An 18,750-nucleotide genomic window follows, 5' to 3' on the forward strand; every position below is an offset into this window, starting at 1 on the left:
GATTCTGATTGCCGGAAGACCCTTTATAGTTGAATGCGGCCGAAGCGCCAAGCGCGGATATTGTATTTTCATCTCGCCGCGGGCAAGGTGCAGCCCGTTTGCAACAGTTGCCCGTTACCCTTCGGCGCGAAACAGCCGCGTTCGATGAAAATGCCGCCCGCTTCGCAGAACTTTTACAATCTGCTGGGAATTTCGCCGCTATTCGTTGCGAACGGTGCAACGGTTCCTATTGAAACTAGATGTGAATCTCGAGGTTGCCTGTGCAGAACAACAACATTCTTGTCGTCGGCGGCGCCGGCTATATCGGCTCCCATACGTGCCTCCAACTGGCCGCCAAAGGCTACCAGCCCATCGTCTACGACAACCTCTCGAACGGCCATGAAGAATTCGTCAAATGGGGCGTTCTCGAAAAAGGTGATATTCGAGACCGCAAGCGTCTCGATGACGTTCTCGCACGACATCGACCGCGCGCGATTCTGCATTTTGCGGCCATGATCGAAGTCGGTGAGTCGGTAAAGGATCCGGCCGCATTCTACGACAACAATGTCATCGGCACGCTCACCTTGCTGTCGGCAGCGCTTGCTGCCGGGATCGACGCCTTCGTATTCTCGTCCACCTGCGCCACTTACGGGCTGCCCGACAGCGTGCCGATGGACGAAGCGCACAAGCAAGCGCCGATCAACCCCTATGGGCGCACGAAATGGGTCTGCGAGCAGGCACTGAAGGACTATGACCTCTACAAGGGCCTGCGCTCCGTGATCCTGCGCTACTTCAACGCTGCCGGCGCCGACTTTGAAGGACGGATCGGCGAATGGCATGAGCCGGAAACCCACGCGATACCGCTCGCGATCGATGCGGCACTTGGCCGGCGGGAAAGTTTCAGCGTGTTCGGCACCGACTACGATACCCGCGACGGCACCTGCGTGCGCGACTATATCCATGTGCTCGACCTTGCGGATGCGCATGTGCGGGCGGTCGACTACCTGCTGGAAGGCGGCAAGAGCGTCGAGCTCAACCTTGGCACGGGCACGGGCACGACCGTCAAGGAGCTCCTGAGCGCAATCGAAAAGGTTGCGAAGCGGCCGTTCAATATCCGCTATACCGACAGGCGCGAAGGCGATTCGACCACGCTGGTCGCCAATAACGACAAGGCGCGCGCGGTGCTTGGCTGGGAGCCGCAATACGACCTTGCGGCGATCACCGAGTCCGCCTGGAATTGGCATTCACGCAGAAATCAGGGCGTCTGATTTCGGCGAGTCTGCGGAAACAATTCGAAGCGCTCCGGCGCCGTGCCTGTGAAGAGGCGCGGCGCTGCTAGCCAGCGAGACTCTGGGCCGCCGGTTGCATGCGCTTTCGATAAAGCAACGGACGCTCCAGCATCGCATAGCCGGCAATGCCGATCATCGTGCCGCAAAGCACCGAAGCCACCATCGCTATCCAGGCATCGACCCCGACCATCGAAGCGGCCCTGGCGGCCACGGAAATCGCGAAAGTGTGCCAGATGTAGATCGAATAGGAAGCATTGCCGAGAAGGTTCGGCACCTGCAGCGAACGGATATATCCGCGAGCCTCGACGGAGAGGACGCCGACGACGAGCATCACCGCAAGCGGGCCGGTTGTGAATTCGTCGAGTGGCAGGCGAAGAAGGCCGACAAGCGCGAAACCGCCGAACGAGCAAACGATCAGCGCCACGCCGGGAGCGAGCGAGGGCACCCTGCCCTTCAGCCACAACTCGCCAATCACCATGCCCGCCACGAATTCAAGGATGGCGGGTCGCGTGTACGTCAGCATCAAAGCATTGTCGAAGCTGATCACCGATCCGGCCAGGACCAGGAGCAAGAACAGACCGGCGATCGCAGGCAGGCGCCAGTTTCGCGGCAGAAACAGCGAGAGTGCGAACACGGCGTAAAAGAGCATCTCGAAATTGAGCGTCCAGCCCTGCACCAGGACAGGCCATATCTCGCCATTGCTCGGAGAGCGCATTGGAATGAAGAACAGCGAAGCAAGCGCATGCTTGACAGACAGGACCATGTTCGGGAAGAGCCCAGCGATCCCTCCGGCGACCATGACCATGATCGCCAGCCAATAGATGGGCACGATACGGCGAATGCGATCGACCATGAACCGCACCGGTGTGACGGGACGGCGATCGCTGATCACCCACATGATGAAGCCGCTGATGACGAAGAAGACGTCAACGCCGGCCGCACCGATCGCAAAATAATGGCCGGTCTTTTCAGCGGCATGGAATATCACGACCGCCAGCGCCGCCGCAGCACGCAGGTATTGGATCCCGTAGATCGTTTTCATTCAAGCGCCCCCAAGACGCAAGCTACTATGCGCTGAAATGAACTCTGTAGGCTGTAGAACGCCCGTGTTCCGGCCAGAGCCAGTTCATGGTCGGTCGCGTGCGCTTGATCGTCAGTTTGCCCGCCGCAAAATACAGCAAGAACGAACCGACGTGATACGGGTTGAGAATGTCGACCTCGACGAAAGATCGGATGAGAAGCAGTATTGCTATGCCGAAAAGCACCATCGAATCCGGATCGCGTTCTTCCGAAAGCAACCGCTTCAGGTGGCCGAAGACCGTTGTGACCAATACCATGGTCAACAACAGGAGGCCGATCGCCCCCGTTTCCACGATTGCCTCGATATAGGTATTATGAAAATGGAAGCCGGTGCGCGCGGTGATAAAAAACTCTTCCCAGAGCCGCTCCGCCTCCGAAAATCCCTGGATCCAATAGGCCTGGTAGCCCATCCCGACGATCGGGGATGCCATTGCCGCCTCGATGCCCTGCTGCCACAGATAGGTGCGGCCGGTGAGGGTCGAATTCTTGCCGAAGGCGCCCAATACCACATCGATACCGCCGCTATAGGCGATCGCGACGGCTGCGACGACGCTGAACATTGCCGCGGCGAGGAAGAGACCCTTGCGGTTCGACGGCCGCAAGGCTGATATCACCCGCATTCCGAGCGAGAGGCCGATGATTGCCACGGTCGTCAGAACCGAGGTCGCCGACTGCGAAGCCAGCAGCGAATAGGCAGAGATCAATCCGGAGACACCCGCCGCGGCCATCCAGATGCCGCGCTCGCCCAGGGTGAAGACGGCAACGAAGGCAAAATATATGCCCAGCGAAGCGTAGAAGCCCAACTGGTTCTTCGATGAGAAGGCGCCGACAAAGCTGAAGGTACCGTCCAGCATATCATAGTGATACGCGCCGAAAAGCAGCGAATAGACAAGGACAAGGGCAACGCCGGCGATCCCTCCGCGCGTGAACGTCGGGATATCGATCGTCCGCATGGCAATAAGCGCACAGACGACGTGGCTGAGATATTGCACGCCGGTGCGCATCGTCATCCCCGGCGCCGCCGACCAGAAGAAGGAAAGGCAGGCAAAGATGGTAAAGGCGAAGATCCAGAGATACTTGCCGTAATTACCTAAAACCTTGCGGTAGTCGACGAGGACGAGAGGCAGCCACAAGGCGTAATAGAGCAGGATCGAAACCTGGCCGAAGCGCGGCGAATAGGCGAAGACGAACAACGACAGCGCCACGGCGAACGTGCCGTAAAGCTGATTCGTCCCGGGGCTGACGAGGCTCGCCTTCGAAATCCGCATGCTGGAACTCACCGCATCGCCAATGCAGCGCTTACCTTGATGACGTCGCCAGGCAGCACCTCGGTGTTCTCGTTCGCCGCGATCTCGGTCGGCTTGCCATCCTTGTCACGGATGATCGAATAGGTGATGTTCGCCTCGGATTTTTGATCTTCCAGTCGCGCCGCTTCGGCCGATTGCAGCAGCGCCTCGGCCATGAGGTCGCGGTTGGTGCCGACCTTCAGCGAAAGCGTGTCGAGCTCGGACTCTGTATTTTGCAGCTCCTGAGCGAGCTGTTCGTCCCAATCATTGCGGAGATTGGTCTCGTCCTGGGTCGCCTTGTTGTAATCCTGCTTGGCCTTGAGCGCATTGGTGTCGATGTCGAGCAGCGACGTCTGCACGTCCGCAACCCTTTGTTCGAGCGCGAGCTTGCGCTGGCTCAACGCCAGCCCCTTTTCGGCGAGGCTGTCGACCTTCTCGCGATCTTCCTTGACGAGTTCAAGCTGGCGGGCCTGCGTCTCTGATTTTTTCCCGAGCGACTCGATCTCGCTTTGAAGAAGAGATTTGAGATCAGCAAGGGCGGCCAGTTGTCGCTCCTGCCGCGTGCCGCGCGACTCCATCAAAGCCACCTCATCGGCGAGCAGCTTGTCGACACCCTCGACGTTATTGAGTTCGCGGGGCAATTCGATCTTGTTGCGTTTGCCGATTTCAGCCTGGAGCCGGGCGCGGCGAATGAGCAGCCTGTTGCGCTCGGCGACCTGCACGGCGGATTCGCCGCTCGCCACAATGTAGTCCCGGACAAAACGCCCGCCGCTTTCGGCCCGGCGCAATCCGCCGCCGAGGCTGACGGCCTTGAGTACGGTCATCTTCGGCACATAGGGATACTCGCCCGGGGTCTCCACTTCGCCGGTAAGATAGACGGGACGGTATTGCGCCATTTCGACCGACGCCGAGGGCCGGTCGCGCAGACCGAAAAGCTTCTGCATCTGGATACCGATCTCGGCCGCGACTTCCGTCGTCGTCTTGCCCGAAGCAGGCAGGTCGCCGACAAAAGGCAGCGAGATACTACCCGATGCGCCGATCGTGTACTCGCCGCTGACGGCCGACCAGTCGCGCACGGCCCCCTGGGCCGTCTGCCACTCGGCAACGCGGACGCGCAGCTTGTCCATCACGCCAAGTCGATATTCGTCGGCCCCCGCCGCAGTCGCTCCTGACGCGACAACGACCGCGATCAGAGCGACGCGGGCGAAACGGGAAAACTTTTTGGAGACGTCAAGCGTCCCCGAAGTTCTGATAGGTTGCATTTTCGTGATTTCCTGATGCCTGACACTGTATCGACCCCGGGGGTCATCAGCGCCAGGGTTTCAATAGCTGCCGCGGGAGAAGCAGACGGCAGGGATCGTCTTGACGACGATGGCAAGGTCGACAAGGAGCGACCAGTTCTGGACGTATTGCGTGTCGAAGGCCACTCTGGCGGCGTAAGATACGTCGTTACGGCCGCTGATCTGCCAAAGACCGGTCAGACCAGGCCGGGAGCGCAGGTAGTAGACGGCAGCCGAATCATAAAGCTCGAGTTCGTCCTCTACGACCGGGCGCGGACCGACAACGCTCATTTCGCCACGAATAATGTTGAGGAGCTGTGGCAGCTCGTCGAGGCTGAGCTTGCGCAACACGGCTCCTACCGTGGTTACCCGTGGGTCATCCTGTAGCTTGCGAGTTGTGCGCCACTCTTCGTAGGCGTGAGGATTCTCCTTGAAATAGTCCTGCAGCACGCGATCGCCATTCTCCATCATCGTCCGGAATTTCAGGCACTTGAAGGCCTGACCGTTGTGACCGATGCGGCGGTGTCCATAAAAAACACTCCCTCCATCGGAGAACTTCACGAGCGCCATGATGAGCAGGAAGAGCGGGCTGAAGAACACGAGAGCCAAGGACGCGGCGGCAATGTCAAAACTTCGTTTCGATATGCCTCCTATCGGCCGGAATACTCCGGTCTCTTTGGCGATGAAAAACGGCGAACTGGCCGAGCGAGTCGCGGACTTCATAGAGGTGACTCCATTTACGTTTTGCGATTGTCGGTCCCGCAGGACGCGGGTCATCTAGCGCGAGTGTATGGTGAGAATTTGTTTTTTGAAGGCGAAATCAAGGCCGCGTCGGGGCACCCCGTCGCCGACCCGTTTCGGCCGACCGGACGCAGGCACTATTACTAAAATTTAATTATAACGATCCGAAATTTATAACTAAGATAGTTTGTCGCATGCCTGCCACGTTGAAACATCGGGCGGACTTAATGCTTTCGGATCGCGAAGTATTACACGAAACGAATCATTGTTTCACTCAGACGGCCAGAGGCAGCGCCGGTGCGAAATTGACAAGGGGTAATTCCGGCTCAGCTTTTTGCATCGCACCATTATTTTGCGGCGCACATTTTTCTCGGTCTTTTTGCAATAAACTTGTAACAAAAGTTGATCGGACAAACGCGTTTCGCAATGCGGAAAGATGCAGCAATCAGAATGAGTTCGCATTTACCCCTCTAATCACAGGGGCCAGCGAAACAAGCCGTTCAGTATCCCATTTTCCTCGGTTGTATTGTATTTTTCCTTACACACCATCTTTAATTGCATGCCTGCACACGATCACTCCGAAGTGATTTGTCCACGGTCGCGGGTGAAGATGGCGGAAAGAATTGCGCGGTAGAAACTGCAGAAACAAAGTTGCGGCTTGCATGTTGAAGAGAAAAGCGACCACTAATATAGTGGGAATGGGAGGAGAGGGCTTAGTGTCGAATGACGGTACCAGTCGAAAATCCGAAGGGCGGTAACGCGATGTTCGCGCCGCGCGTTCTTGCCAGCATGATTGGCGCGTTGGTGGCTTTTGCCATCGCAACCTATCTCCTGAACGGCTCACTGCTTTCGACCGCGATACAGACCCTGATCTGTGCCGTGCTGTTGCAGGTCGGATATTTCATCGCCGTCCTGTTCCTGGTCTGGAAGGAAGCCCGCGACCGACGCAAATTGTCTCCCGGCAAGGCGTCGATCGAATCTGCGTCCGACGACAAGCAATCGGGCAAGATCTCCATTCGCCGTTTGAACCGCCCGGGCCACTCCAACACCTGAAATCATTTCTCCCCGCGCAGTTTCTCCAGTCAAGGCAGGCACCTGACCACGGCCTTGGCGGCGGCGTCCTTCTGCCGCACCGCAAAAAAATTTGCGCTTGACGCGTTTGCGACATGATCGCCGGCCATGTTTTGCAAAGCCGTTGGAAACCAAGATTACACCGACGCATCTCGATCAACTGCTGGAGTCCAGTATGACCGTAGCCGCGCCGACGAATGTCTGCATCATCATTGCCGCAAAGAACGCCGCCGACACGATCACCAGAGCGACCGCCTCCGCCCTTGCGGAACCAGAGGCTGCCGAAGTCATCGTCATTGACGATGGTTCGACCGATGACACTGCCCGCACCGCACGCGCCGCGGATGACGGAAGCGGCCGTTTGAACGTGGTCCGCTTCGACGAAAACCGCGGTCCCGCCGCCGCACGCAATCATGCGATCGCGATCTCGCAGTCCCCTCTTCTTGGCGTACTGGATGCCGACGACTTCTTTCTTCCGGGTCGGCTTCGTCAACTCCTTTCCGAGGATGGCTGGGACTTCATTGCAGACAATATCGCGTTCATCGACGCCAGCGAGGCGGAAACCGCCCATGGTCGGATCGGCCGTTTCACGGCCAGTCCCCGCCTGCTCGATCTCGTCGGTTTCGTCGAAGGCAACATCTCCCGGCGCGGCGTTCGCCGCGGCGAGATCGGCTTCCTCAAGCCGCTGATGCGGCGCTCGTTCCTCGACAGCCATCTGCTGCGCTACAAGGAAGACCTGCGCCTTGGTGAAGACTACGACCTCTACGCCCGCGCGCTTGCGAAGGGCGCCCGTTACAAGATCATCCACAGCTGCGGCTATGCCGCTGTCGTGCGAGGCAATTCACTGAGCGGCAGTCACCGCACGGCAGACCTGAGGCGCCTCTACGAGGCGGACCGGGCGATCCTCACCGAAGGCGCATTGAGCGCCGATGCCGCCACCGCCATCCGGCGCCATGAGCGCCACATCCGTGACCGCTACGAACTGCGGCACTTTCTCGACCTCAAAAACCATGCGGGCTACATGAGCGCGATAGGTTACGGACTCACAAATCCCGGTGCGCTGCCGGCGATCGTCGGCGGAATCCTTGCCGACAAGACAGAACGTTTTCGGCCCCGTGAATCCGTCGCGCCGGTCGCGCTCGGCGGCTCGGGCGCCATCCGCTATCTGCTTGACGCACCCATGACCGAGCCGGGGAAATAGCCGAAGCTCACAGGTCTGCAGTGACTTGCGCGACGGCCTCCCCCGCTCCGCTCCAGGCGGCGGCGCCGGACGGATATCAGGATCGCGGCTTCCGTCGAGTAGTGTGCGAAAAGATTGGGCGCGACCGCTCTTGTAATCGTTCTGTGGAATTCCGACATCCGCGTCGACAGATTGCCTGTTCAGATGTCGGCGAGATCGCCTGACCTGCAGGCAGGCTTCGCGCTCGGAACGCTGACCACGGATGTACTGGCAGATAGAGCAGCGAAGGGGAAAAGGTCGGGGCGCCCCGGCCTTTTTTGTTGCCTGCAGGCCAAAAAAGGAACGCTTCTTGAGCCTTCGCGTTTATCGCGTAACGATATGGAGGTAAGTGGCATGAAAGGCATCATTCTCTGGCTAATGGGTGTTCCCCTGATCGTTATCGTTCTTCTTTACATGTTTGTCTTCTGAGAGCCTCGCCGACCGCTCGTACTGCGCATCTCGGCTCGCTGCCGCGGGCTTAATCAGCGGAAATGCGCCTCACACGACCATTCACCCCAAGTTTTGCAGGATGCGAAAGGCAGGCTAGCTGCGTTAGGCTGATAGCGACTGAGGCTGGATGGGACCTGGGCATGATCGGCATGGCCGCAACGGCGTTGGGCGACAGCCGTCCTTCGTCTCGCCCCCGAATGAAATCGAATTGCAACGTCGCCTCGTCTCCAGTAACGAAGGGGAAAATTAAGCTTTTCCTGGTTCTGCTGATGACGGCGAACAGTGCGCAAGCGGACGAGCCGATCATTGGTCAAGCGTCGGTTGTGGATGGCGACACCATTGAAGTCGCTGGCGAGCGGATCCAGTTGAGTGGCGTCGACGCACCGGAAGGCTGGCAAGTCTGCTTGGACGAGAAGGGCCTGGACTACCGATGCGGCGACGAAGCGGCTTCCGCGTTGGACGCGTTTCTGGCGGCTTCCCGCCCGACGCGTTGCGAACTCGTCAAGCGCGATCGTTATGGCCGCTTTGTCGGCACGTGCTTTCGCGCCGACGGCAAAGACGTGAACCGCTGGCTGGTCGAGACCGGTAATGCAATCGACCGGGAAGAGCACAGTAAGGGCGTCTATGCCGATGCGCAGGCGACCGCCCGTTCAGCCGGCGCCGGCATTTGGCGCAGTCAGTTCGGCCAGTTGTGTCCGGCACCGCCCGGGCGCGTGAACGGAGGGCCGACGTGTTGAAGGCAGCAAGCGAAATCGATGATCGTTGAAATCTGGATCTTATGCAGCATCGTGACCGCGGTCGTGGCCGCGCTCAGGGGCGGACACAGTCTCCGCTGGCTGCTGATTGGTTGTGTACTTGGCCCGATCGGCATCATCGTCGCGCTCTTGATGCCCTCGCTGAAATCAAGAGACAGGGGAGTGGCCGAGAGCCGCGAAGACGACGCGGAGGAGGTCGCCGGCTCCCTGCTGGAGAACGAGACGCGAACCGTTTCCGCGAAGCACGACGACGAGTGACGCCGCAGATACTGTGTGGGCGCCGTTTGTCCTTAAAACGGTTCGTGAAGAACCACGCCGCGGCCCCACGCCGAATATCCGAGCATGTTCAACGGCTTTGCCACTCGCCGATTCGCTCTTCCTGCGAACGCCAAAAACTGCCCAAACCTTGCCGCAATTCATCATGTCGCCGCTCCAGCGCCCGATTGGTCGTCCAAAAGCTCAATCGTTTGAAAAAATCATATTTCTGTAACTCAACTTTTGCTTGTCCCAAAATTTTGCGGGGCACAATTTCTGCAACATGCGACGAAACCGAGCTTTTTCGTAGAACGGCGGCATGAAGCAGCTACCGCCGGTTTTCAACGGGTTCGCCGCTTAGGTGCAGTGCAGCATGGTCCGTTGCATTTTCCTATTGCACCGCCATATTTTTTCTTCGCCGATGCCCTAGTTTATTTCCCGTGGGCTCAAGACTGCTCTGTTGAAACGGCTGCCGCCGAGGCGCTGCCAGATAGGGAGTGACTGACATCGTGGGTATGGACGCGAGTGTGTCGATCGATCTGATGCGCATCGTGCCGGTTTCCGGCATCGTGTTCGTGCGCGTCCCGTTTGATCAGCAGACGAGCCTGTTCCGGGGCGCTTTCGGCTTGAGCGTCTGGACTCTCTGCGCCCATTCTTCGTTGCTCGTCCTGTTCTGGATGCTCTGGAACCGCAGCGGGCTGACGTACTACCCCCTCTTCTACTTCACGATGCCAGTCCTGGTGATCGTAATCCTGTTCGCTTCCCGCAATCTCATGGGACGACTGGCACCCGACCTGCTCGGCGCCCTCGCGGGCAGCCGAGGAGGTACAGAGCGAATGGCCCTTCCGGCACAAGTTGGAGGACATGCGAGCTATTCGCCGCAACAAAGGTAATGACAATGATATCCGACTGTTATACGCGCCTGCGCCACCTCACACTCGTCACGCTCCCGCTTGCGGGCCTCGCCGGAACGGCAGTCGCCCAGCCGAGCGCCAATGGCGCGTCCTTCATGGACGATTTCGACGGTTTGAACACCGGCTTCTGGTTTGTCTCGGACGGATGGAACAATGGTGCCCACCAGAACTGCACCTGGTCCAAGAAGCAGGTGAAGATAAACAACGGCATTCTGGAACTTACCTTCGAGCATCGAAAGGAAGGCGAGCGCAATTTCGCCTGCGGTGAAATTCAGAGCCGCAAGCGCTTCGGCTATGGCACATACGAGGCGCGGATCAAGACGGCCGACGGGTCTGGGCTGAATTCCGCCTTTTTCACCTACATCGGCCCGGCCGACAAGAAACCGCACGACGAAATCGACTTCGAAGTGCTCGGCAAGAATCCGGCGAAAGTCCAGGTCAATCAATATGTCTCGGCCAAGGGCGGCAACGAGTATCTTGCCGATGTTCCCGGCGGCGCCAACCAAGGTTTCAACGACTACGCTTTTATCTGGGAGAAGGATCGGATCCGCTACTTCGTCAACGGCGAACTGGTCCATGAGGTGACCGATCCGGCGAAGATCCCGTCGAACGCGCAGAAGATCTTCTTCAGCCTCTGGGGCACGGACACTCTTAGCGACTGGATGGGCACATTTTCCTACACGGAGCCCACGACCCTTCAGGTCGATCGCGTCGCCTTCACGGCCCTTGGCGAGGAGTGCCAGTTCGCCGAATCAGTCGCTTGCCGCATGGATTGAGCGGATACTGAGCATTTGACCATCAATTGAGCATATCTCGCATTTTGTTGCGTTGCACAAAAAACTGAACTAAGCTCGGCTGGGGCTGAGCAGGGAAACGGATGTTTTCATGCTGCAGATACTTTATTTGGCGCAGGACCTTGCCGATCCTGCTGTACGCCGTCGGATTCTGACGCTTGTCGCGGGCGGGGCGAACGTAACGCTTGCCGGCTTTCGCCGGGACGCCAATTCGCTCGCCGCCATGCCAGGCATGGAACCTGTCGAACTGGGGATCACAGCCGACGGTCGCTTTGCGCAGCGTATCGGCGCGGTTGCCGCCGCCTGCCTTTCGCTGAAGAGCAAGCTGGCGAATGTCGGCAAACCCGACCTGATCATCGCACGCAATCTCGAGATGCTGGCCGTTGCCAAACGGGCCGTCACGATTTTCGGCGGCCAGGTGCCGATTGTCTACGAGTGCCTCGACATACACCGCCTGCTGCTGCGCAAGGATGTCGTCGGGCGTGCGCTGCGTGCCACCGAGGCTCGTCTCGGACGCGATGCGCGCTGGCTGATAACCAGTTCTCCAGCCTTCATCGAACATTATTTCCGGCCGCTCTCGGGGGTCGATGCACCGGCACTGCTTCTCGAAAACAAAGTTCTCGAAATCGATGGCCCCGCGGATCGGATTGCTGATTCCGCGCAATGCCCGGTGCCTGGTCCTCCATGGAAGATCGGTTGGTTCGGGGCGTTACGCTGCGCCAAGTCCCTCGCGCTGCTTTCCGAGTTCTCCCGCAGGATGGAGGGCCGCTTCGAAATCGTTTTGCGGGGTAGACCCGCCCATTCCGAATTCGAGGATTTTGATGCGTTCGTCCGCAATGAGCCTTTCGTAAGCTTCGAGGGCGCCTATCGCAATCCGGAAGACCTCGCCGACATTTATGGCGACGTCCACTTCACATGGGCGATCGATTTCTTCGAGGAGGGCCAGAATTCCGCATGGCTGCTGCCGAACCGCCTCTATGAGGGATGCCGTTATGGACGGGTGCCGATCGCCATGAAAGGCACGGAGACGGCACGTTTCCTCTCGGTTCGCGGCATCGGAATGGTGCTGGAAGAGGTCACCGCAGAGAGCCTTGCGACGCTGATCGGATCGATGACACCAGATCGATACATCGAAGCGGCTAACGGCGTCGCCCAATGCAACCCGGGAACCTGGGTCTTCGACCGCACGGACTGCGAGGCATTGGTGCGGAGCCTCGCGGCGCTCGCAGTCGAAACGCCCCAAACAATACCGACCCCGGCCGTACCGGAGCCCCGCCACAATGAGGGGGGATTGCTATGAACCCGAAACGTTTGACCTCCAGCCTGATCGTCATCCCTTGCCTCAATGAGGCCGATCATATCGAAGGGCTGGTCGCAAAGTTGCGTCCGTCGCTGGAGCCGCTGAACGCAAAGATCGCGATCGTCGACGGCGGTAGCACCGACGGGACGCGCAAGATCGCGAGCCGTCTTGCCGCCGACGACGAGCGTGTCCTTTTCCTCGACAACCCGAAGCGCATACAGAGCGCCGCGATCAACCGCGCCGTTTCGGAACTTGGGTCCTCCTTCGACTACCTGATCCGCGTCGACGCGCACGGGAGCTACCCGGACGACTATTGCCAGCGTCTCGTCGAAGAGGCCGTGGCGACCGATGCCGATTCCGTGGTCGTGGCGATGCAGACCGTCGGCTTCAGCACCTTTCAGAAGGCAACCGCCTTTGCCCAGAATTCGAAGCTTGGCAACGGCGGCTCCAAACATCGGGCCGGCGCGGCTGGCCACTGGGTCGAACACGGGCACCACGCGCTCATGCGTATCGCGGCTTTCCAGGCGGTCGGAGGTTACGACGAGACCTTCAGCCACAATGAAGATGCCGAGCTGGATTACCGCTTGGCGAAAGCCGGGTACCGCATCTGGATGACCGACAAGACAAACATGGTCTACTACCCGCGCGCAAAGGTCGGTCCGCTCTTCCGGCAATATTTCGGTTACGGCCGCGGCCGTGCAAAGAACTTCCTCAAGCATCGCGCCATGCCCGGCTTGCGGCAGATACTGCCGCTGGCGGTCGCGCCGGTGGCGGTCGGGGCACTGCTTGCGGTCGTCAACTGGGTCGCCGCCATTCCGTTCGGCGTCTGGGCTCTCGCGTGCCTTGGTTATGGCGCATGGATGGCGCTCGGCCAGAGAAATCCCTATGGGCCGCTGGCTGCTGTCTCGGCAATGGTCATGCACCTCGCCTGGTCGGCCGGTTTCTGGCGCGAAGTTCTCGATTTGCGACGGTTTCGGGTGCACCCATGACCGCCGCAATCAACGAAACATCCGCGAAACCGATGCGGATCGATATCGCTGTTTGCACCTTTCGGCGGCCGGAGGTCGTCCAGACGCTCCGTTCACTCGCGGCAATTACGGTGCCCGATAGGGCTGTGATCCGTATCATCGTCGCAGACAATGACGTCGAACCGACCGCGAAGCCTCAGGTCGAGGCTCTCCGCCCGGAGATGCCCTTCGAGATTACCTATGTCCATTGCCCGGCGTCGAATATCTCGCTCGCGCGCAACGCCTGCCTGGACAGTAGCACGGGCGATTTTCTCGCCTTCATCGACGACGATGAGACCGCTTCGAAAGAGTGGTTGGCAGCCCTCGTGGAAGCGGCGCGGACCAGCGGTGCCGAGGCGGTCCTGGGCCCGGTCCGCGCGGCCTACGGCACGTCGGCGCCCGCCTGGATGCGTCGCGGCGACTTTCATTCGACGAAGCCGGTCTGGGTCGGCGGCGAAATTCGCACCGGCTACACCTGCAATGTTCTGCTGAACCTCGGGGCCCCGGCGGTGGCTGGCCGTCGCTTCAAGCTCGCACTCGGCAAGAGCGGCGGCGAGGACACCGACTTCTTCGCCGCGATGCATGACGCTGGAGGAGCGATCGCTTTCGCCCCGGGGGCCTGGGTTCACGAACCGGTGCCGGAAAAGCGGGCCTCGTTTTCGTGGCTTGCGAAGCGTCGCTTTCGCTCCGGCCAGACGCATGGCCGCCTGCTGTCGGAGAAATCGAACCGTTCACGGCAGCCCTGGAACCTCGCCCTGGCGTCGGCCAAATCGGCCTATTGCTCGCTGGCGACCCTGCTTTTCCTGCCCTCGCCGGTACATCGCTATCGTTTTGCGTTGCGCGCAATCATGCACGCCGGCGTCGTGAGCGGACTCCTGGGGCACAAGGAACTTGAACAATACGGAGCAACGGGGGTGACATCGCAATGAGCGGGTTCGTTCCGGACGTCACCTTCGTCGTGGCCGCCTACAACGCCGCCGACACCATCGTGCGCGCCGTCGAGAGTGCACTTCGTCAGGAAGGCGTTACCGTCGAGGTGGTCGTCGTCGACGACCGTTCATCGGACGGGACGGTGGAGATCGTTTCGACAATCGCCGACCCGCGGGTGCGCCTGATCGCCCTCGAGCAAAATCGGGGGCCGGGCGGGGCCCGCAACGCCGGCTTGGCGGCAGCACGCGGCAAGTGGATCGCCGTGCTCGATTCGGACGACACCGTCAGGCCGGACCGGCTGGCGCGCATGATTGAGCGCGCCGAGAAGACGGCAGCACAGGTCGTCGTCGACAATCTCGACGTCGTCTCGCTCGACGGGCGGAGCGTCAGAATGTTTGCGGAGGCCGAGCTCGCCCGGCAGCCGCTTTTGACGCTCCCCGCCTTCATCGAGTCGAACGTGATCTTCCGTTCGCAACACAACTTCGGCTACATGAAGCCCGTCTTCGAACGGCGCTTCCTCGAGGAGCATGACCTTCGTTTCGACGAGGCGCTACGGATCGGCGAGGACTATATCCTGCTTGCCTCGGCGCTTGCCTCCGGCGGTCGCTGCGCCATCGAACCCTCGGCCGGCTACATCTATCATATCCGCGAGGGTTCCATCTCGCGGGTGCTCAAGCTCGACCATATCGATGCCATGATGTCCGCGGATGAAGCGTTCCTGCGTCGCTACCCCCTTGATGTCCTGTCGGAGAGAATGCAGCGCAAGCGTACCCGCGGCTTCCACCAGGCGCGCTCGTTTCTCCTCCTCGTCGAGCAGTTGAAAAGCAGATCGTTGGCTGGCGCGCTGAAGGCTGCGCTCGCCGACCCGCTAGCGCTTCGGCATCTGCACATGCCGATCGTCGTACGACTGCGCCGCCTTGCGGCGCGCTCGGCAAACACCGCCCCCATGACGGCGGCGGCCGAACCACCCCCGCTGGGCGAGAGCCCTTACACAAGCAAAGGACGATAGAATGGACCGCATCAGGACCGTCAGGAAAGCAGTGATTCCCGTTGCCGGAAACGGAACCCGATTCCTTCCCGCAACGAAGGCCGTGCCGAAGGAAATGTTGACGATCGTCGATCGGCCCGTGGTTCAATACGCCGTGGACGAGGCCCGTCAGGCCGGCATCGAACACATCGTTTTCGTCACCAGCCGCAACAAGCAGGCGATCGAGGACCACTTCGACGATGCGCCGGAACTCATCTCGTCCCTGTCGCGCTCGGGCAAGAATGCGCAGATTTCCGAGCTTGAAAGGATGCTGCCGAAAGCCGGCTCCGTGAGTTTCACGCGCCAGCAGGCTCCGCTCGGCCTTGGCCACGCAGTGTGGTGCGCACGCGACCTTATCGGCGACGAGCCTTTCGCACTGCTACTTCCCGACATGGTCTCCTTCGGGGCGCGCGGCTGCATGGCCGGCCTGATGGATCTCTACCAGGAGGTCGGAGGCAATGTCGTCGCCGTCGAGCAATGCGCCCCCGAAGACGCCTCCAAATACGGCATCGTCGGCAAGGGCGGCACGGTGCGGCACGGCTTTGCGGTAACCGAGATGGTGGAAAAGCCCGCCACAGGCCAGGCTCCCTCGAACTACTATCTCAACGGGCGTTACATCCTCCAGCCCGAAATCTTTTCCATCCTCGCGCACCAGCAACGCGGCGCAGGCAACGAAATCCAGCTGACCGACGGGATGCTGAAGCTTTCGGCAAACCAGCCCTTCCACGCCCATCCCTACGAGGGCAGGACGTTCGATTGCGGTTCGAAGCAAGGCTTCATCGAGGCGAATGTCGCCTTCGCGCTGAACCGAACGGATATCGGCGACATGGTCTTCGAATCCGTTCGCGAGATCGTTTTGTCTCACGAAAGCCGCATCCGAGCGGCATAAGCAAATGTTTCCCGGCGGCTCCATGAGCCGCCGGCTCACGGACCGGAGAAAAAAATGAACAGAGCGGCCCCCATGAAACAGAGAAGTGCCCCCTTGAGCATCGTGCCCCGCGAGGAAGAATCCGACGGCTTCATCGATCTTGATCGGCTTCTGGCTATTGCCGTCCGCAGGGCCAAGCTGGTAGCGGCCTTTGTTGTCCTCTTCATCATGCTGGGTGTTGCCTACCTGTTGTTTGCGACGCCGACCTACACGTCCATGACGCAGATTCTGCTTGACGAAAATCTGTCGAAATTTGCCGAGGAAGAGCCGACTCCGGTAAACAGCCAGATGCTGGACACCCAGATCGCGAGCGCCGTGGAGATCCTGAAGTCCGGCGAGCTTGCCTTGCGGGTCGTCGACAAACTCAATCTCTCCGAGAACGCCACGATCATGAATCCGCCGCGTTCGCCGATGGCGTACGTCAAGGACTGGGTAAAGACAGCGACCGGCCTCTTTTCGTCCGGCCCCACGGTTTCGGAGGAGGCATTACGCAAGAATCGGCGACTGGCGGCGGCGGCGTTGATCCAGCAGGCCCTGACGGTCGAGCGCGTATCGCGAAGCTCCGTGGTGGCTCTCTCCTATAAGTCGAACGACCCCCAGCTTGCCGCAACGGTCGTGCGCGGTTATGCGCAAGCCTATCTTACCGATCAATTGAACGCCAATTTCGAAGCGACGGAACGTGCTTCCGTCTGGCTGCAGGAACGCCTCACGGACTTGCGGCAGCGCTCTCTGGCGGCGGCACTCGAGGTTGAGCAGTTCAGAAGCGAAAACGGCCTGACGGCCGCACGCGGCGAGCTGATGTCCGAACAGCAATTGTCGGACCTCAACAGCCAGCTCATCGTCGCCCAGGCCGACACGGCCAGCGCCTCGGCGCGCTACAACCAGTTCAAGTCGATTGTCGACCAGGGGCCGGAGACCGCCGTCAACAACGCGACGATTTCTCCCAAAGAGGGAGACAACATGGTTATCCGCGATCTCAGGGCCCGCTATCTCGCTGTCGTGAAGCGCGAGCAGGAGGTCTCTCAGAACTTTGGCAAGGACCATCCGCAGGCTGTATCACTGAGGGCCGAGCAGGCCGACATGGGGCGGCAGATCTACCAGGAACTGCAGCAACTGACGGCAAGCTACAAGAACGAATACGAAGTCGCCCGCTCGCGCGAGCAGTCGCTGCGTGAAAGCATCGAAGGAGTCGTGGGGAAAAACACGAACGCCAACAAGTCACTGGTTCAGTTGAGGGATCTGGAGCAGAAAGCGGCGGCGCTGAAGACGCTTTACGAGTCCTATCTCGGCCGCTATGAGCAGGCAGCACAGCAACGCTCGTTCCCGATCGCCAAGGCTCGGGTCATCTCCGAGGCCGGCGTTCCCACAGCCCCCTCGAGCCCGAAGAAGACCCTGACGCTTGCTCTTTCCGCCGTGCTCGGCTTGATGGCCGGCGGCGCCTTCGCCGCCTTCCAGGAGTTCCGCGAGAGAACCTTCCGGCTCGAAGACGATGTGCGGGCAATCCTCGGTCACAAGTCGCTCGGTTATGTGCCATTGATCGGCACACGGACGAAGAAGAGTGCGGAACTCGTACGCACGCGCTTTGCGTCCGACAGGCAACCGGACGTGATCGGCGAAGACTCAGTGGCCTTCCAGCGCTTGGCTCGCATGGTCCTCGAAGCGCCACAATCCTCTTTTGCCGAGACTTTCCGGAACGCCAAGCTTGCCTGCGATCACATGTTGCACGGCAACGATAGCCGCGTGATCGGGATCGTGTCCGCGGTTCCCGACGAGGGCAAGTCAGTCATCGCCGCAAACTTCGCGGCGCAGTTGGCCGCGAGCGGAAAGCGGACGCTCTTGATTGATGGCGATATCCGCAAGCCCGGCCTCACCCAGATGATCACGCCCGCCCCTCGCACCGGGCTCGTCGAGACGCTGATGGGTGAAGCCACCTGGCCCGCCGGCATCAAGGTCGACCAGCGCACCAAGCTTGCGATCTTCCCTGTCGGCGGGGGCGCATCCAACCATCAGCCCCATCAAAGTCACGAGCTACTCGCCTCGGCTGCCATGGCAAATCTGATCGAGAATGCGCGCAATGCGTTCGACTACGTGGTCGTCGACCTTGCGCCGTTGGCGCCTGTCGTGGACGCAAAGGCCTTTGCTCCACTTGCAGATGGTTTCATCTTCGTCGTCGAATGGGGAAAAACGCCGTCTCGCCTGGTGCGCGACGTTCTGCATTCCGAGCCGCAGATCAATTCCAAGGTGCTCGGGGTCATCCTCAACAAGACCGACATGGATGAGCTTTCCAAGTACAGCGACTTCGGCGGCGTCGAGAAGTATCGACATCGTTACGGCAAATACTACGTCGAGCATTCGGTCAGCGGCGACCGGCCCGCAGCCTGAGCCGAGACTGGCGTCCGCATCTGCCATCTAGCGCCGCGTGTCTCTCAGACACGCGGCGCTGCG

At 60.2% G+C, this 18,750-nt stretch carries 18 protein-coding genes; 14 read left to right on the plus strand and 4 right to left on the minus strand.

Features of this window, described 5'->3' with window-relative positions:
- The first annotated feature begins 260 nt into the window (after window positions 1-260).
- A complete protein-coding gene (gene galE, locus GHK62_RS04920) occupies window positions 261-1,247 on the plus strand; it encodes a UDP-glucose 4-epimerase GalE (protein WP_184108781.1) in 987 nt (328 codons plus the stop codon).
- Between the two features lie 67 nt (window positions 1,248-1,314).
- Here the strand turns inward: galE and GHK62_RS04925 are convergent, their stop codons facing one another.
- Genes GHK62_RS04925 through GHK62_RS04940 form a run of 4 tightly spaced genes read right to left on the minus strand, consistent with a single transcriptional unit; the run spans window position 1,315 to window position 5,637 of the window.
- Window positions 1,315-2,310: an acyltransferase family protein gene (locus tag GHK62_RS04925; protein WP_153437206.1), complete on the minus strand. Its 996-nt coding sequence runs from the start codon at window positions 2,308-2,310 to the stop codon at window positions 1,315-1,317.
- A 25-nt stretch (window positions 2,311-2,335) separates the two neighbouring features.
- Window positions 2,336-3,616, minus strand: coding sequence for an O-antigen ligase family protein (locus GHK62_RS04930; protein ID WP_153437207.1), 1,281 nt, complete (start codon window positions 3,614-3,616; stop codon window positions 2,336-2,338).
- An 8-nt stretch (window positions 3,617-3,624) separates the two neighbouring features.
- On the minus strand, window positions 3,625-4,896 hold the full coding sequence (locus GHK62_RS04935) for a polysaccharide biosynthesis/export family protein (RefSeq protein ID WP_153437208.1): 1,272 nt from the start codon (window positions 4,894-4,896) through the stop codon (window positions 3,625-3,627).
- A gap of 60 nt (window positions 4,897-4,956) precedes the next feature.
- Window positions 4,957-5,637: a sugar transferase gene (locus GHK62_RS04940; RefSeq protein WP_153437209.1), complete on the minus strand. Its 681-nt coding sequence runs from the start codon at window positions 5,635-5,637 to the stop codon at window positions 4,957-4,959.
- 780 nt (window positions 5,638-6,417) lie between these two features.
- On the opposite strand from GHK62_RS04940, the gene exoX reads away from it, so the two are divergent.
- The 13 genes from exoX to GHK62_RS05005 all read left to right on the plus strand — a co-directional run bounded on the left by exoX (window position 6,418) and on the right by GHK62_RS05005 (window position 18,687).
- The gene (exoX, locus tag GHK62_RS04945; RefSeq protein WP_153437316.1) at window positions 6,418-6,708 is read left to right on the plus strand and encodes an exopolysaccharide production repressor ExoX; all 291 of its coding nucleotides are present in this window, start codon (window positions 6,418-6,420) and stop codon (window positions 6,706-6,708) included.
- Window positions 6,709-6,901: 193 nt separating this feature from the next.
- Complete coding sequence (locus tag GHK62_RS04950) at window positions 6,902-7,927, plus strand: glycosyltransferase family 2 protein (RefSeq protein WP_153437210.1); 1,026 nt, start codon at window positions 6,902-6,904, stop codon at window positions 7,925-7,927.
- Between the two features lie 114 nt (window positions 7,928-8,041).
- A complete protein-coding gene (locus tag GHK62_RS04955; protein WP_153437211.1) occupies window positions 8,042-8,374 on the plus strand; it encodes a hypothetical protein in 333 nt (110 codons plus the stop codon).
- A 290-nt stretch (window positions 8,375-8,664) separates the two neighbouring features.
- Window positions 8,665-9,132, plus strand: coding sequence for a thermonuclease family protein (locus tag GHK62_RS04960; RefSeq protein WP_234886776.1), 468 nt, complete (start codon window positions 8,665-8,667; stop codon window positions 9,130-9,132).
- Window positions 9,133-9,150: 18 nt separating this feature from the next.
- Window positions 9,151-9,408 (plus strand): hypothetical protein, encoded by a 258-nt coding sequence (locus tag GHK62_RS04965; RefSeq protein ID WP_153437212.1) that lies wholly within the window; start codon window positions 9,151-9,153, stop codon window positions 9,406-9,408.
- A gap of 494 nt (window positions 9,409-9,902) precedes the next feature.
- Complete coding sequence (locus GHK62_RS04970) at window positions 9,903-10,298, plus strand: hypothetical protein (RefSeq protein ID WP_153437213.1); 396 nt, start codon at window positions 9,903-9,905, stop codon at window positions 10,296-10,298.
- Window positions 10,299-10,303: 5 nt separating this feature from the next.
- The gene (exoK, locus tag GHK62_RS04975; protein WP_153437214.1) at window positions 10,304-11,095 is read left to right on the plus strand and encodes an endo-1,3-1,4-beta-glycanase ExoK; all 792 of its coding nucleotides are present in this window, start codon (window positions 10,304-10,306) and stop codon (window positions 11,093-11,095) included.
- Window positions 11,096-11,204: 109 nt separating this feature from the next.
- Window positions 11,205-12,413 (plus strand): glycosyltransferase family protein, encoded by a 1,209-nt coding sequence (locus GHK62_RS04980; RefSeq protein ID WP_153437215.1) that lies wholly within the window; start codon window positions 11,205-11,207, stop codon window positions 12,411-12,413.
- Entirely contained in the window at window positions 12,410-13,402 is a 993-nt protein-coding gene (locus GHK62_RS04985; protein WP_153437216.1) for a glycosyltransferase family 2 protein, read from the plus strand. The genes GHK62_RS04980 and GHK62_RS04985 overlap by 4 nt, the downstream gene beginning before the upstream one ends.
- The gene (locus GHK62_RS04990) at window positions 13,399-14,349 is read left to right on the plus strand and encodes a glycosyltransferase family 2 protein (protein ID WP_234886773.1); all 951 of its coding nucleotides are present in this window, start codon (window positions 13,399-13,401) and stop codon (window positions 14,347-14,349) included. The genes GHK62_RS04985 and GHK62_RS04990 overlap by 4 nt, the downstream gene beginning before the upstream one ends.
- Window positions 14,346-15,359, plus strand: a complete 1,014-nt coding sequence (locus tag GHK62_RS04995) for a glycosyltransferase family 2 protein (RefSeq protein WP_153437217.1) — start codon at window positions 14,346-14,348, stop codon at window positions 15,357-15,359. Before GHK62_RS04990 ends, GHK62_RS04995 begins: the two co-directional genes overlap by 4 nt.
- 1 nt (window position 15,360) lies before the next feature.
- The gene (locus tag GHK62_RS05000; RefSeq protein ID WP_153437218.1) at window positions 15,361-16,266 is read left to right on the plus strand and encodes a UTP--glucose-1-phosphate uridylyltransferase; all 906 of its coding nucleotides are present in this window, start codon (window positions 15,361-15,363) and stop codon (window positions 16,264-16,266) included.
- 54 nt (window positions 16,267-16,320) lie between these two features.
- Window positions 16,321-18,687, plus strand: a complete 2,367-nt coding sequence (locus GHK62_RS05005) for a polysaccharide biosynthesis tyrosine autokinase (RefSeq protein ID WP_153437219.1) — start codon at window positions 16,321-16,323, stop codon at window positions 18,685-18,687.
- Window positions 18,688-18,750: the final 63 nt, after the last annotated feature.

Source organism: Sinorhizobium terangae (genome assembly GCF_009601505.1).
GTDB lineage: Bacteria > Pseudomonadota > Alphaproteobacteria > Rhizobiales > Rhizobiaceae > Sinorhizobium > Sinorhizobium terangae.

Coding starts and splice junctions, on each gene's coding strand:
- GHK62_RS04935 (WP_153437208.1), bottom strand. CDS start 4,896: ATGCAACCTATCAGAACTTCGGGGACGCTTGACGTCTCCAAAAAGTTT.
- GHK62_RS05005 (WP_153437219.1), top strand. CDS start 16,321: ATGAACAGAGCGGCCCCCATGAAACAGAGAAGTGCCCCCTTGAGCATC.
- GHK62_RS04995 (WP_153437217.1), top strand. CDS start 14,346: ATGAGCGGGTTCGTTCCGGACGTCACCTTCGTCGTGGCCGCCTACAAC.
- GHK62_RS04980 (WP_153437215.1), top strand. CDS start 11,205: ATGCTGCAGATACTTTATTTGGCGCAGGACCTTGCCGATCCTGCTGTA.
- GHK62_RS04960 (WP_234886776.1), top strand. CDS start 8,665: ATGACGGCGAACAGTGCGCAAGCGGACGAGCCGATCATTGGTCAAGCG.
- exoX (WP_153437316.1), top strand. CDS start 6,418: ATGTTCGCGCCGCGCGTTCTTGCCAGCATGATTGGCGCGTTGGTGGCT.
- exoK (WP_153437214.1), top strand. CDS start 10,304: ATGATATCCGACTGTTATACGCGCCTGCGCCACCTCACACTCGTCACG.
- GHK62_RS04940 (WP_153437209.1), bottom strand. CDS start 5,637: ATGAAGTCCGCGACTCGCTCGGCCAGTTCGCCGTTTTTCATCGCCAAA.
- GHK62_RS04950 (WP_153437210.1), top strand. CDS start 6,902: ATGACCGTAGCCGCGCCGACGAATGTCTGCATCATCATTGCCGCAAAG.
- GHK62_RS05000 (WP_153437218.1), top strand. CDS start 15,361: ATGGACCGCATCAGGACCGTCAGGAAAGCAGTGATTCCCGTTGCCGGA.
- GHK62_RS04965 (WP_153437212.1), top strand. CDS start 9,151: ATGATCGTTGAAATCTGGATCTTATGCAGCATCGTGACCGCGGTCGTG.
- GHK62_RS04930 (WP_153437207.1), bottom strand. CDS start 3,616: ATGCGGATTTCGAAGGCGAGCCTCGTCAGCCCCGGGACGAATCAGCTT.
- GHK62_RS04925 (WP_153437206.1), bottom strand. CDS start 2,310: ATGAAAACGATCTACGGGATCCAATACCTGCGTGCTGCGGCGGCGCTG.
- GHK62_RS04985 (WP_153437216.1), top strand. CDS start 12,410: ATGAACCCGAAACGTTTGACCTCCAGCCTGATCGTCATCCCTTGCCTC.
- GHK62_RS04990 (WP_234886773.1), top strand. CDS start 13,399: ATGACCGCCGCAATCAACGAAACATCCGCGAAACCGATGCGGATCGAT.